The organism is Vibrio anguillarum (assembly GCF_003390515.1).
Taxonomy (GTDB): Bacteria; Pseudomonadota; Gammaproteobacteria; order Enterobacterales; family Vibrionaceae; genus Vibrio; species Vibrio anguillarum.
Genome location: NZ_CP031479.1, coordinates 1302109 through 1316622, shown reverse-complemented (window position 1 = coordinate 1316622; position 14514 = coordinate 1302109). Strand labels below are relative to the sequence as shown.

At 42.9% G+C, this 14514-nt stretch carries 12 protein-coding genes; 7 read left to right on the top strand and 5 right to left on the bottom strand.

What is annotated here, in order from left to right; all coding sequences use genetic code 11:
• Positions 1-13: 13 nt before the first annotated feature.
• Positions 14-823: an exodeoxyribonuclease III gene (gene xthA / locus DD616_RS10155; RefSeq protein WP_017045192.1), complete on the top strand. Its 810-nt coding sequence runs from the start codon at positions 14-16 to the stop codon at positions 821-823.
• 112 nt (positions 824-935) lie between these two features.
• Here xthA and DD616_RS10150 read toward each other — a convergent pair whose 3' ends face one another.
• From DD616_RS10150 to DD616_RS10135, 4 genes are all read right to left on the bottom strand, one after another.
• Positions 936-1613, bottom strand: coding sequence for an ABC transporter permease (locus tag DD616_RS10150; protein WP_017045191.1), 678 nt, complete (start codon positions 1611-1613; stop codon positions 936-938).
• 2 nt (positions 1614-1615) lie between these two features.
• Positions 1616-2356, bottom strand: a complete 741-nt coding sequence (locus DD616_RS10145; protein ID WP_094123468.1) for an ABC transporter permease — start codon at positions 2354-2356, stop codon at positions 1616-1618.
• A 208-nt stretch (positions 2357-2564) separates the two neighbouring features.
• A complete protein-coding gene (aotJ, locus tag DD616_RS10140; RefSeq protein ID WP_026028918.1) occupies positions 2565-3341 on the bottom strand; it encodes an L-arginine-binding protein AotJ in 777 nt (258 codons plus the stop codon).
• A 104-nt stretch (positions 3342-3445) separates the two neighbouring features.
• Entirely contained in the window at positions 3446-4216 is a 771-nt protein-coding gene (locus DD616_RS10135; protein ID WP_013856548.1) for an ABC transporter ATP-binding protein, read from the bottom strand.
• Positions 4217-4830: 614 nt separating this feature from the next.
• Here DD616_RS10135 and DD616_RS10130 point away from each other — a divergent pair.
• From DD616_RS10130 to DD616_RS10120, 3 genes are all read left to right on the top strand, one after another.
• The gene (locus DD616_RS10130) at positions 4831-6372 is read left to right on the top strand and encodes a DUF3360 family protein (RefSeq protein WP_017042289.1); all 1542 of its coding nucleotides are present in this window, start codon (positions 4831-4833) and stop codon (positions 6370-6372) included.
• Positions 6373-6640: 268 nt separating this feature from the next.
• A complete protein-coding gene (pflB, locus tag DD616_RS10125) occupies positions 6641-8917 on the top strand; it encodes a formate C-acetyltransferase (RefSeq protein ID WP_013856546.1) in 2277 nt (758 codons plus the stop codon).
• Positions 8918-9118: 201 nt separating this feature from the next.
• Complete coding sequence (locus DD616_RS10120) at positions 9119-10105, top strand: lipid A deacylase LpxR family protein (protein ID WP_026027180.1); 987 nt, start codon at positions 9119-9121, stop codon at positions 10103-10105.
• A 17-nt stretch (positions 10106-10122) separates the two neighbouring features.
• On the opposite strand, the gene DD616_RS10115 is transcribed toward DD616_RS10120, so the two are convergent.
• Positions 10123-12000 (bottom strand): methyl-accepting chemotaxis protein, encoded by a 1878-nt coding sequence (locus tag DD616_RS10115; protein WP_208872249.1) that lies wholly within the window; start codon positions 11998-12000, stop codon positions 10123-10125.
• Positions 12001-12201: 201 nt separating this feature from the next.
• On the opposite strand from DD616_RS10115, the gene pflA reads away from it, so the two are divergent.
• From pflA to DD616_RS10100, 3 genes are all read left to right on the top strand, one after another.
• A complete protein-coding gene (gene pflA, locus DD616_RS10110) occupies positions 12202-12942 on the top strand; it encodes a pyruvate formate lyase 1-activating protein (RefSeq protein WP_208872248.1) in 741 nt (246 codons plus the stop codon).
• 64 nt (positions 12943-13006) lie between these two features.
• A complete protein-coding gene (locus DD616_RS10105; protein ID WP_208872247.1) occupies positions 13007-13672 on the top strand; it encodes an energy-coupling factor ABC transporter permease in 666 nt (221 codons plus the stop codon).
• Between the two features lie 123 nt (positions 13673-13795).
• Entirely contained in the window at positions 13796-14296 is a 501-nt protein-coding gene (locus DD616_RS10100; protein WP_013856541.1) for a YfbU family protein, read from the top strand.
• Positions 14297-14514: the final 218 nt, after the last annotated feature.

Below are 14514 nucleotides of genomic sequence, written 5' to 3'. Positions count from 1 at the left end.
TTAAGGATCCCTTATGAAAGTCATCAGTTTTAACATCAACGGTTTGAGAGCTCGCCTTCATCAACTGCAAGCGATTATTGATAAGCATCAACCTGATGTCATTGGACTTCAAGAAATCAAAGTACACGATGACGCTTTTCCTCTTGAGGATGTTGAAGCTATGGGCTACCACGTCTATTTCCATGGTCAAAAAGCGCATTATGGCGTCGCCATGTTGTGCAAGAAGGAACCCATTTCAGTACAGAAAGGCTTTCCTAGCGATAATGAAGATCATCAAAAACGCATGATTATGGCCACTTTTGAAGATGAAAACGGCCAAAAAACAACCATACTCAACGGCTATTTTCCTCAAGGAGAGAATATTTCCCATGAAACAAAATACCCCTATAAGCGTCAGTTTTATAAAGATCTAATGGGTTACTTAACGACACATCATTCCCCTGACGAACAAATAATTGTAATGGGAGACATTAACATCAGCCCTATCGACTTGGATATTGGGATTGGTGAAGCCAATAGAAAACGCTGGTTGCAAACGGGAAAATGCTCTTTCCAACCTGAAGAGCGCGAATGGTTACAAACTTTAATGGACTGGGGTTTTGTTGACACATTCCGTCAGTTAAATCCGGATGTAAATGATCAATTTTCGTGGTTTGATTACCGCTCACGCGGCTTTGATGATAACCGCGGGCTACGAATCGACGTCATTTTAGCGACCCCGAACCTAGCAAAAAAATGCCAAGAGGCCGGCATCGACTATGAACTTCGAGGAATAGAAAAACCTTCTGATCACGCGCCAATTTGGTCCAGTTTTTCTTTGTAGGAACAGAAAGTAACGTGCCAATAAGAAGCGCGCATTCAGCGCGCTTCTTATTTTAATCTATGCCTTGATTATAGAAACAAACTCGGTACAACAAATTGCTACTCGCAGCCCTTCAGCTTAATGGGCGCAAATAAGCTAAGAAGCGTTTTTCAGCCTGTTTAAAGCAGAACAAAATAATGAAGGTCAAGCCCATATAGAACAAACCTGCGGTTAAAAATGACTCGAATGGAGCATAATAACGAGAGTTCACTAAACGCGCAGCTCCCGTTAAATCCATAATGGTAACAATACCAGCAACCGCAGAACCGTGAAGCATGAAGATAACTTCATTACTATAAGCGGGCAGTGCGCGCCTTAACGCACTCGGTAGAATAATTCGTCGATACGTTTTCCAAGTACTCATTCCGTATGCCTTCGCCGCTTCAACTTCCCCTTTAGGCAACCCATTGATCGCACCGCGAATAATTTCAGCCGTGTAGGCGGACGTATTGAGAACAAAAGCAACCAACGCGCAAAACCAAGCGTTTTCCCACAAGGTATCTTTCACCGGGAAAAATTGATCCATTCCATAGTAGATGAGATAAAGCTGGACTAATAACGGTGTACCACGAAAAAAGTAGGTATAAGCCCATGCTGGAGTACGAATAAAATAGTTGTGGCTATTCCTAGCAATCGCTAAGGGGATGGCAAGGCTCAAACCGATGATTAACGACAACCCCACCAGCCAAACCGTTGTCCATAGCCCACTAAAATAAATTGGTAGGCTTTGAGCAATAAGGGAAAAATCCATATTTACCTCGTGTGAATGCTGAACTTGCGCTCAACCAATTTGAGAAGACCGGTTGATACACTGGTAAAGAAAAGGAAGATCACTGAGACAGCCATATAAAAGGTGAATGGCATTTTTGTCGAACCCGCCGCGAGTGAGCTGACTCTGACCATATCTTCTAATCCAATAATGGAAACAAGTGCCGTCGTTTTGAGCAATACCAACCAGTTGTTACCAAACCCTGGCAATGCATGACGAACCATTTGAGGAAGCAAAATGCGTCTAAATGCTAAGGTAGAACTCATACCATACGCTTTCGCCGCTTCCATCTCTCCTTTATCAACCGCCATAATAGCGCCACGAAAGGTTTCAGCCATATAGGCACCGAAAATGAAACCTATGGTTAGTATCCCAGCAATGAAAGGGCTAACATCAATATAATCGGGGAGATAAGCGGCCCATTCATGGCTCGGGTCACTTGCCATAAACCAATTGTTTAGCCATTCGTTGATTGAATAAAGGCTATTATTCAACAATATTTGACCGCCAAAGAAAATAAGCATCATTAACACAAGGTCTGGAATACCGCGAATGATGGTCGTGTAAAGAGTGGCAATGGCTCTTGCCCAACGGTAAGGCGCAAGCTTGGCTAGCGCACCTAGCATGCCAAGTAACATGGCAAGTAATAAAGAGAGCACGGCAACTTCAATGGTCAGCACCGCTCCCTTCAAAATTGAGGCTTCATATCCGTGTAGGTCCAACATAATTCATCCCTAGTCCCTGGAGAATTTAACGGCTGGGTACTTCTGGAACTAGGATCCAGCCGTTAAGAATCAATGGATTCCCATCATAATTGAGAAGGTGGAGTCAACTGAGCTAACCAGTCCTAATTACAGAGTGATCGATAAACATATTCATATGCTCGGCCCACTCTCACCTTCTAATTATATGGGTAAGATATGATGTTACAGCTTATTCACCGTATACATCGTAATTAAAGTATTTGGTCGCAATTTCTTGGTAAATCCCTTGTTGACGAAGAGATTTAATCGCCATATCAAGTTTTTGAGTGAGATCTTTGTCTTGTTTACGAACCGCAATACCAAAACCATCGCCAAACCATTTCGGATCGGTTAATGATGGGCCGACGAACTCATACGCTTCGCCGCCCGCTTTGTTAAGCACACCCTCTTCCAATGCAGAGGCATCACCCAATACTGCCGCAATACGACCATTGGCTAGGTCAAGATAGGCTTCATCAAATGAACCATAACGGACAATTTCAACTGCATCGCCATAATTATCAGTAAGATACTTATCGTGCGTTGTTGCACGTTGTACACCAATTTTCACCCCTTTTAGACCTTCTTTAGAAAAATCCAACGCGGCTCCCTTCTTGGCGATAAATTTATTGGGAATTAATGCGTACTTACCAGTGAAATCGACTTTTTTCTTGCGCTCGTCGGTAATCGACATGGCTGCAATAATCGCGTCATATTTACGTGCAAGCAGTGATGGGATAATGCCATCCCAGTCTTGTGGAACGATTTTACATTCCACTTTCATCTCCTTGCACAACGCATTGGCCATATCAACATCAAAGCCTTTGAGAGATCCATCAGCCTCTGTCCAGCTAAAAGGAGGATAAGCCCCTTCTATACCAAAACGAACCGTCTTCCATTCTTTCGCTTGGGCCATACCAGTCATTGCACTAGCAGCAACGGCTGCAACTAATAACCACTTTTTCATTTCCATACTCCTGTGATTGAGGTCTTACTTATTTATCATGCTATGTTTATGTTGGTTTTGCTTAATATTTATGTCGTGACGAATACCACAACATAATGAACACATTAATAAATAGAGGATATAAATTGTTTTAACCGTTCAGATTTAGGCTGGGTGAACAGGATGGCTGGATCTCCTTGCTCTTCCACTAAACCTTGGTGCAAGAACATCACATGGTTTGAAACATCGCGAGCAAAGGCCATTTCATGAGTCACTACCAGCATAGTACGGCCTTCTTCTGCCAAGTCTCTCATAACACCCAACACTTCACCCACCAATTCAGGATCAAGTGCAGAAGTGGGCTCATCAAACAGCATGACTTCTGGCTCCACGGCCAATGCTCTAGCAATCGCCGCACGTTGTTGTTGCCCACCAGAAAGGTGACCAGGATAATAGTCTTTACGTTCATACAGGCCGACTTTTTTTAGCAGCACCTCAGCACTCTCGATGGCTCGTGCTTTCGGTACTCCTAACACATGAATTGGTGCTTCAATAACGTTTTCTAACACCGTCATGTGCGACCAAAGGTTAAATCCCTGAAATACCATAGCAAGGCGTGAGCGAATTCGTTGCACCTGCTTTTCACTCACAGGTGAAGCTTCACCTTGCCGATTTTTTTTCATTTGAATGAGTTCACCATTGACCCAAATATCACCAGAGGTTGGTGTTTCAAGTAAATTGATGCATCTAAGAAAGGTACTTTTTCCCGAGCCAGAAGAACCAATAATGGAGATCACATCACCCTTACGAGCTTCTAGCGAGATTCCTTTTAGTACTTCGTTTTGACCAAAGGTTTTATGCAGCTCTTTAATATTCAGCGCCGGTACATCAGTCATGCGCTTAACTCCCTGTATTTGCTACTGCAGAGTATTCCAACTCCCATTTTTGATACAAACTAGCATTCACACCGAAAACATGCAACAAATTATCAACCTGGGAAATAAGGATATTTAGTTATTTTATCTGATTAAAAATTCACATTTTAGCCAATACTTCTCCATATGGCGCATATAAATGGCACATCAAGCAATTAACAGTTAACTCATTTTGTTAACATTTACTTAAAGATAGACAACCTATTTATGTATAAAGTACACCTAGATTCATAGGATATTTAAGGTCATTAATATCATTGAAACTCTTTTACAAACATCACAATGTGAAAACTTATTTCAAGCAAGTAACGGCTCAACCCCCCGTTTTCATTAGGCTGCTGTAGTTTTCTTTCACATTTATTCTTAAAGTGATCAAGATCAATCACCCTAAAGGATAAGCAAGCTAAACTCGCGAGCAAAGATAAGGTTGTATAAATGACCACACTCTCTTTTTTAGTTGTTGTTATGCAAGCACATATGAGATGTGCTACATATTCAATTAAAAACATTACCGCTTCTTCGCGGATTACTAGGATTCAGTACGAATTACTAACTTTTAAAAATATGAGGAATCTATGCCAGACGTAGTCAACAATGAGCGCTCAGAAATCGAGACGAAAAGCTATAAAGAGCTGCATCGTCCAGCATCTGAGTTTGCAAGCCGTTCAGATTACCTAGACCACGAACTGCAAATCATGAAGCCCCGTCGCTTTGGTTTGAACTTACCTGGTCGTGACTTCCGTTTTGAACTTGAAGATTTTGTACCAGCCATCGCGGGCACAATCGGCATCATCGCCATGTACTCAGCGGTAATGATGTCTTGGGCTGATGGCCTAACCCAAGCATGGGATCACATTCATCTAGGTAAAGACTTCGCGATTGAAGTTGCACGTGTAGAGATGTTATTTCCTGCCCTCTTCTTCTGTGTTATTGCCTCTGGCTTCTTAAACCCAAAAGCCAACTTAGCTGGCAACCATGGTCCAATGATCCCTCTTATCGGCTCAATCGCATTAGCCGGTGCACACCCTTTGGCATTGGCAATTTTGCTTGGCGTTTTTGGTCTTCTCTTAAGTTACTTTAAAGGAGGCTCGAAACTGGTCAATCTAACCTCCGAGGGAACCGCAGGCGGGTTGCTTATCTTCCTCGGCTTTACCGGAACAATGAGCCAAATTGGTTCTATCCAAACTTGGGCTACCAGTTTGCAATCGGCCGATGTCGCCGCAGGCAGCTTAGGTTACGTTGGCCTAGTGGTTTTAGGTGTCAATATTGTGCTGTATGCATTTCTTGCAAAAATCAACATGCGTTGGTTAGCAATTCCTGTCTGTGCAATGACAGGGCTTGCGATTGCGCTTTTATTCGGTACTGGCTTTGATCTTCAATTTGAAACTCAAATGGGCTTACCTAACCTTAATCCTGTTTACTGGTGGGGCTCAACCACTGAAGGTTGGATGCTTGGTTTGCCAACAGTAGAACACTTTATCGCCTCATTGCCCTTTGCTATTTTGGCGGTTGCGATGTGGTCACCAGATTTCCTTGGTCACCGAATTTTCCAAGAATTGAACTATCCGAAGAGAACTGAAAAAGTACTGATGGATGTTGATGACACAATGACCATGTGTTCAATTCGTCAAATGGTAGGTACAGCACTTGGTGGTGGTAATATCACATCGTCATGGGGAACGTATATGATCCCAGCGGCGATTGCTAAACGCCCAATTCCTGGTGGTGCCATCATCTTAGGTTTATTGGTCATGACTATTGCTATCCTTGGCTTCCCTATGGACGTAGCGGTTTGGCCTCCAGTGATGCGTATTGCCCTATTAGTAGGGGTATTTCTTCCTTTACTAGAAGCGGGTATGCAAATGGTAAGAAACACAAAAGATTCACAAGCAGCGGGCATCTGTATCTTTGGTAGCGCTGTGGTGAACCCTGTTCTAGCGTGGGCATTGACCATGCTACTCGATAACAATGGCCTAATTGGCGACAAAGAACGTGCATCAAAGCTGTCTTTTATCGACAAAATCATCATTCCAGGTGGTGTGCTGATCATCTGTTTAATTGCTATGCTTGCGGTTGGTATGCTTGAAAACCAATACGGTTTAAAAGCTTGGCTATAATGAGCTTGGACTAATACGAATTTGGGTAGTGCTCGCACTACCCAAACTTTATTTGAAAAATTTAACTTTTATTGATTTAGTTTAAGGTTTGCAAAAAAATTTTAGTCTAATCTTGCATTCAAGGCTTAAAAGCACAATATCTATATTCAGATAATTGAATAGTGTGAATATAGATATTGTATTAATAGAGTGTACTGCTCCTTTCGAGGATAACTGGCTCAACGGTGAAGACGGTACGTGTTTTTTCTACTAAAAAGGTAGGTATGTCATGGCAGAGCAATTTGCTAAAGCTTGGGAAAGTTTTGTTGCAGGTGAGTGGCAAAACGAAGTTAACGTTCGTGATTTTATTCAAAAGAACTATACGCCGTATGAAGGTGACGAATCTTTCCTAGTTTCTGAAGGTACTGAAGCGACAAACAAGCTTTGGGCTAAAGTAATGGAAGGTATCAAACAGGAAAACGCGACTAAGGCCCCTGTCGATTTCGATACTGACGTTATTTCTACCATCACTGCTCACGATGCAGGCTACATCGAAAAAGATCTTGAAACTATCGTGGGTCTACAAACTGAGAAACCACTTAAGCGCGCTATCATCCCTAACGGTGGTGTGCGTATGGTTGAAGGTTCTTGCAAAGCATACGGTAGAACTCTTGACCCTATGATTTCAAAAATCTACTCAGAATACCGTAAAACTCACAACGCTGGCGTTTTCGATATCTACACTCCTGATATCCTAGCGTGTCGTAAGTCTGGTGTTCTGACGGGCCTTCCTGATGCTTATGGTCGTGGCCGTATCATTGGTGACTACCGTCGCGTAGCACTTTACGGTATTGATTTCCTAATGAAGGATAAGCTTGCTCAATTCACTTCTCTACAAGAGCGTTTTGAGAACGGCGAAGATCTAACGGCAACGATGCAACTTCGTGAAGAAATTGCAGAACAACACCGCGCACTTGGCCAAATGAAAAAAATGGCTGAAAAATACGGTTTTGACATCTCTCGCCCAGCAGAAACTGCACAAGAAGCTATCCAGTGGACTTACTTCGGCTATCTAGCTGCTGTTAAATCACAAAACGGTGCGGCAATGTCGCTAGGTCGTACTTCTACTTTCCTAGATATCTTCATCCAACGTGATCTAGAAGCGGGTAAAATCACTGAAGTACAAGCTCAAGAAATGATCGACCACTTCGTAATGAAGCTGCGTATGGTTCGTTTCCTACGTACTCCTGAATACGATGAACTATTCTCTGGCGACCCAATTTGGGCAACAGAATCAATGGGTGGTATGGGTCTTGACGGTCGTACACTCGTTACGCGTTCTAACTTCCGTTTCCTAAACAGCCTATACACTATGGGTCCTTCTCCAGAGCCAAACATCACTGTACTTTGGTCTGAGCAGCTACCTGACGGCTTTAAACGTTTCTGTGCAAAAGTATCTATCGATACTTCATCTATCCAGTACGAAAACGATGATTTAATGCGTCCAGACATGAACTCTGACGACTATGCTATCGCATGTTGTGTATCGCCAATGGTTGTAGGTAAACAAATGCAGTTCTTCGGAGCGCGTGCAAACCTTGCTAAAACCATGCTTTACACCATCAACGGTGGTATTGATGAGAAGTTGAAAATCCAAGTTGGCCCTAAAATGGACAAGATCGCAGGTGAGTATCTTGACTATGACGAACTGTGGGCAAAAATGGACCACTTCATGGATTGGTTGGCGAAGCAATATGTGACCGCACTAAACAGCATTCACTACATGCACGACAAATACAGCTATGAAGCCGCGCTAATGGCACTGCATGATCGTGACGTTAAACGTACGATGGCATGTGGTATTGCTGGCCTGTCTGTTGCTGCTGACTCTCTATCTGCAATCAAATATGCAAAAGTTAAGCCAATTCGTGACGAAGATGGCCTAGCGATCGATTTCGAAATCGAAGGTGATTATCCTAAATTTGGTAACAATGACGCCCGCGTTGATGACATCGCATGCCAACTTGTTTCTACGTTTATGGGCAAAATCCGTAAACTTAAGATGTACCGTGATGCAATTCCAACTCAGTCTATCCTGACTATCACTTCAAACGTGGTATATGGTAAGAAAACAGGTAACACACCTGATGGTCGCCGTGCTGGTATGCCTTTCGCACCGGGTGCAAACCCAATGCATGGCCGTGACGAAAAAGGTGCAGTAGCATCATTAACTTCAGTCGCGAAACTACCGTTTGCTGATGCACAAGATGGTATTTCTTATACTTTCTCTATCGTTCCAAATGCGTTAGGCAAAGAAGAAGCAAGTCAACGTGCAAACCTTGCTGGCCTGATGGATGGTTACTTCCACCATGAAGCAGGCATTGAGGGTGGCCAACACCTAAACGTGAACGTGCTTAATCGCGAAACTTTAGAAGATGCGGTTAAACACCCTGAGAAATACCCTCAGCTAACCATTCGTGTATCTGGCTATGCTGTGCGTTTTAACTCACTGACTGCTGAACAACAAGCTGACGTTATTGCACGTACTTTCACTGAATCTCTATAATTTCAGTTAAATTACTAGCAAAATAGTTAAGCCCTGCTCGATGAGTGGGGCTTTTTTTATACTCAGAAATCAAAAATGCGCAATGCATCGACCACAAATGTTACGCTTACCACATTTATTTTGATTCAATTGCCTATTTATCAACTGAATAGCGCATCTTTCCTATATGATTAGGGCTTGTCTATACTCTGCAGTGTTCGTATGAAGCTATTTCACATTCTTCCATTGACGTTACTCAGTGCTTCTGCGCTGGCCTCTCAACACGCAACGGTTGCTTTTAACCTCGATAACGATGGCGTATTTGGCGTAGATCGCGACTACACCAATGGTTTATTTTTAAGCTACACCTCAGGGGCGATTGCTCCATATTGGTGGGCTAAACCACTCAGCCTTTCGGTTTGGGGAGCGGCCCCATTGGACAAATGGGAGATCAGCATTGGCCACAAAATGTGGACTCCTTCGGAGATTTCTCTTACCAAACCAGAGCCGAATGAACGACCTTACGCTGGGTATTTACACACCGAGCTTAACTATATTAGTTTGCATCCCCAACAAGCCACGCGGGCAAATTTAACCATTGGAACCACCGGAGATGCTGCGCTTTCTGAGAAAGCGCAAAAGTTAGTGCACAGCATCACTAAATCTGACGAACCCAATGGCTGGGCCTACCAAGTAGAGGAAAAAATCGTCGGCAGCGTGGGTTATCTGTCTCACTTTAATCTGGCACGATACCGCAGCTATGCAGGAACTGACGTTGAGCTTTCCAACGTTTCAGAGGTCAATGTAGGTAACTTTCGCAGTGATCTCTCCACAGGTTTTATGATGCGTTGGGGGACCGATCTTGCGGGTAACTTTGGCAGTGCTCAAATCAGTGCAGAAAACCCTTTCTCGGCAGGGATGATTGGTGCCTCGGATACTGGATGGTTTCTATTCGGAGGTGTAGAAGGACGCTATCGCTTCAATGACATTACCATCGAAGGAGATAGGCCTTTAAACGGATTGGATCACCCATCTGAATATTACCAAGTTAACTTGGAAAATCTTCAGGCGACCGCCGTAGTTGGTGCGGCTTGGTATATTCAACAAGTCGGTGCGAGTTTAACGTTCACCGCAAACACACCTGAGTATAAGGAAGACAAAAACTCCATTCACGGTGTCGGTAATATTTCTCTTTTTGCTTTTTTCTAACGTTTAGCAAACTGAAATTATATGGTGAAACTTTGGCAGTCTACACTTAGGCTGCTAGAGCGTTTATCCACAATCTGGCTGGTTGCTCTTAACTGTTCATTGTTCTCTTCCAAGGCTTTCATGGCTCTAGATATTTGTATCATATTATCTGCCATTGAATGGCTAGTCGTCGCCAAATCTCGGATCGATGCAAAAATGGCTTCTGTTTTATTCGCCGCTTCATCTGCTTTTTTGATAATTTGCGCGATGGCCTGTATTGCCTCATTACCTTTCTCTTGCCCACTCTGCATAGACTGCTCAGATTGCGCAATATAAGTGATTACTTCCGCACTTTCCTTTTGCATAGTATCAATAGTGCCGGAAATTTCGGCCACGGCATTGACCGTTCTTACTGCTAAACTTCGAACTTCATCAGCGACAACAGCAAAGCCACGACCTTGCTCTCCCGCTCTCGCCGCTTCAATTGCGGCATTGAGTGCCAATAAGTTAGTCTGCTCGGCAATACCATTAATGATGTCCATCACCGAGTCTACTTTTGCAGAAGCTTGTTCAAGTTGATGAATGTGGCCTGCGGCCGAGCTTAGGATTTTACCAACCTCAACCAGTGACGTAATAGCAACGGAAATCACTTTTCCTCCCTCTTCTGCGCTTTGCATAGAAGATTTGCTGAGTTCCGCAACAAACTCCAATGAGTTAGAGACTTCTTGGGTCGTCACGCTGACCTCTTCTGTGGCCGATGCCAATAATTGCGTTTGTCCCAAAACATCAGATTGATTTGTCACCAAAGTGTCTAATCCAACATTCAGTGATGCGGCATCACCAGACAAGGCTTCACTGCTTTTCTGCACACCACTCACCAATTTCCCTAAATTTTCACAGCTTTGGTTAATGGCCAATGCCAGTTGATTGAATTCGTCCTTTTCGTTATTCGTCATCGGCATACGGCGTGACAAATCGCCACGCGAGATATTGTTCAACACGTTAATAGTTTGCGACAAAGAACGAGAAAGAGAAAAACTAAAGGTAAGGAAAATAGCAATGGTCAATATGGCAAGTAACGCACAGGCCGCCAATACAGACCACTGTGTTTGCGATGCGGTCGTTTTTGCGGCCAACTGATATTGCTCACTCAACGCGGAAAGCTTGGTTGAAATATCTTGAATCACCGACTTAACTTGCGCCTCTGTATCGCCTCTTTGTTTCTCCATCACTTGCAATTGCTGAGACAGTTCACTCACACGTAAAAAAGCCTGTTTAAATTGTTGTATCTCTTTTTCATACAGATCCAACATCGAATAAGAATCAGACATATTGACGAAACTGGCCATAGCACGATTAAACAGTTTTAAGTTTTGCTCCGTGGGTTCTAATAAATAATTTTGCTGCGCCTTAACCATGGCTTGAAAATCCGAGTTGATTGTAACCATCCCCGTCTCATCTATCTTTTTCTCTATCGTGGTGGCCAACGTTTTCAGCTCACCCAGCTTACCTTCGTTAACGTTGAAACCCACCTCTGATTTCACTTGCAACCAAGGACGCAAAAATTGGTCAAATTGTTTGGCCGCCTTGAGCAACACTTCCCCTTCTTGAGCAAAATTGGTCTTTTGCAGGAAAGCAACATTAGCATTCACCTCTCCCATCAACTGATCCAATTTATTCAAAATCGAGTTGACCTGATTGCCTTGCATGTTGTTTAGCTCTGATGCAAGCGACAACAAATTTGCTTGAGTAGTAAATATCGCCACAGAACCGGATGCCACTTCGCCACTGGAGCGATACTGTTCATCCATTCCCATCAAGCTCTTTGCGGTATAAATCCCTAAACCTAAAAAACCAACACAAAGGATAACTAAAAATAGACTGATTTTTTGCTTTTGAGAAAACTGTACATCCATGAACTATTCCTTATTTAAACCCTATCGCATTCAACGAGTTCTTATTTCTATACAGTGTAGTCAATGTGCAGAATTTCATGGCATTCATTTTGAGCCACAACATATGGTTTAGGATATGCGGCGGCAATTGCACATTAACCCTACTTAATCCCTACCATTTGTAATAAAATAACGGGCAAATAACCTATTCGAGATGAACTGATGTCAACAACTGGTCGTATTCATTCTTTTGAGTCTTGTGGCACGGTAGATGGCCCTGGAATTCGCTTCATTGTTTTTATGCAAGGCTGCCTAATGCGTTGTATGTATTGTCATAATCGTGACACATGGGACACCCATGAAGGCAAGGAAGTGACTGTTGAAGAAATCATTACCGAAGCAAAATCTTATCGCCATTTTATGAAAGCCTCTGGCGGCGGAATTACCTGTTCAGGCGGTGAAGCTATGCTTCAACCTGAATTTGTTCGTGATTTATTCCGCGCAGCGCAAGCTGAGGGCATTCACACCTGCTTAGATACCAACGGTTATATTCGCAAACACACAGACGTGATTGATGAAGTACTCGATGCCACTGATTTAGTGATCTTAGACATCAAACACATGAAAGATGAGATCCACCATGATTTTATTGGTGTGTCGAATAAGCGAACCTTAGATTTCGCGCGCTACTTACACACCATAGGTAAAAAAACGTGGATCCGTTATGTGATTGTTCCTGGCTACACTGATGACGAAGAAGCGGCTCATATGCTTGGTGATTTTATTAAAGATATGGATAACATCGAGAAAGTAGAGCTGCTGCCTTATCACAAATTGGGCGCTCATAAATGGGAAGCAATGGGGCTAGAATACCCATTAGAAGGTGTGAATCCGCCGTCAAAAGAGACCATGGACAAAATCGTTGGGATCTTAGCTCAGTATCACTCAAACATAAAATATTGATTGCTTGATTTAATAACCATAAAAATGCCAGCATAATGCTGGTATTTTTATAGAGAGGCTAGCCATGCAGCAGGAACAACTTGCGGTGCTATTGCTCCTGCTACTTGTTGGGTTAACGACCCTTCGCGATTTTAAATACTCATTTTGGACAAAGTTTAAGGCCGAGAAATCCTTTCAGCATCTCACCTATTTTGCCTCTTTTGCGCTTTTTCTTTTGTGGTTAGCTCAAGCCGGAGTGACCGAAGGATTGCCTATCCATTTTCTCGGTTTAACAACCCTCACGATGATGTTTGGCTGGCGCTGCGCATTTGTTATAACTATTCCTGTTACATTCGCACTGGCGGTGGTCGGTAAACTGGCCTTCTTTAACATCCCCGAATACTTACTACTATCATCGCTACTGCCAATCCTAGTTAGTTATGCTTTGTTTGCTTTGAGTTATCATTATCTACCGCGCAACATTTTTGTGTTTATTTTTGTGGCTGGTTTTTTAAATGGCGGCCTGACGGGTAGCCTGCATTTGGCCATTAACACCGCTTATCAATTGCTTCTTGGGCAACATGGCTGGCAAGTCATCCGCGATAATTACCTAATTTTTGTTCCTTTACTCGCTTTCCCAGAAGGGCTGCTCAATGGTATGGCGTTAGCGATACTATCCGTATTTAAGCCGGAATGGTTGCGTGTCTTTTCCGACAAAGATTATATCTATAACCACTTACACAAAAAGTGACAAGAATTGCACACATTTTATACTTTCCATATTAAATCCGTGTTGAGATCATGTTTCATTGTCGATAATTGCTGTTAACCTTATGCCATCAAATAGAACATAAAATTTAGTGAGGCTACCTCCATGGAAATGACCAACGCTCAACGACTGATTCTATCTAATCAGTATTTTTTGATGTCACAGATGGATCCCAACAACGCCAAAAAATACAAGCGGTTACAAACCATTGTAGAACGTGGTTATGAACTGCAAATGCGAGAACTCAACAAAGAATTTGGCTGCTTGACCGAAGCGGAGTGCCGCGAAGTGATCGACATCATGGAGATGTATCACGCTATGCAAGAATCACACAAAATGCTCTCCGATGCAGAAAGCAAAAATGTGGATCAGCGCCGCCTGCACTTTTTAGGGTTTGATATCGCTAAAGAGTCACAACGCGTTCATTACGTGCGTTTCTTGGTTGAGTCTGAAGGGCTTTACCCACAATTTGATAAAGCCGATCACCACTTCAACAGCCAAATGCCAATGTCAGATAAATATCGTCGCATGTTAACGGCTTGGCGTAATTGTCCTCGCCAATACCATTTGTCAACCGCAGAATTTACACAAATTTTTAATGCCTAAATTTTAATACCTAGCAAGGTAGGCTGACGAAAGATGAAAAGACGCAGACACTGCGTCTTTTTTACATTCCCCCTCGCAGTTATTAACTTCAACACCAACTTATCCCTCGAACTCTTGATATTCATACACTAAATAGTTCAACCTGATCGACGTTATTACTGTCACGAAATTTAAATAAACACATAATTGTTAAGCAAAATTGTCAAACTCGGACTAGT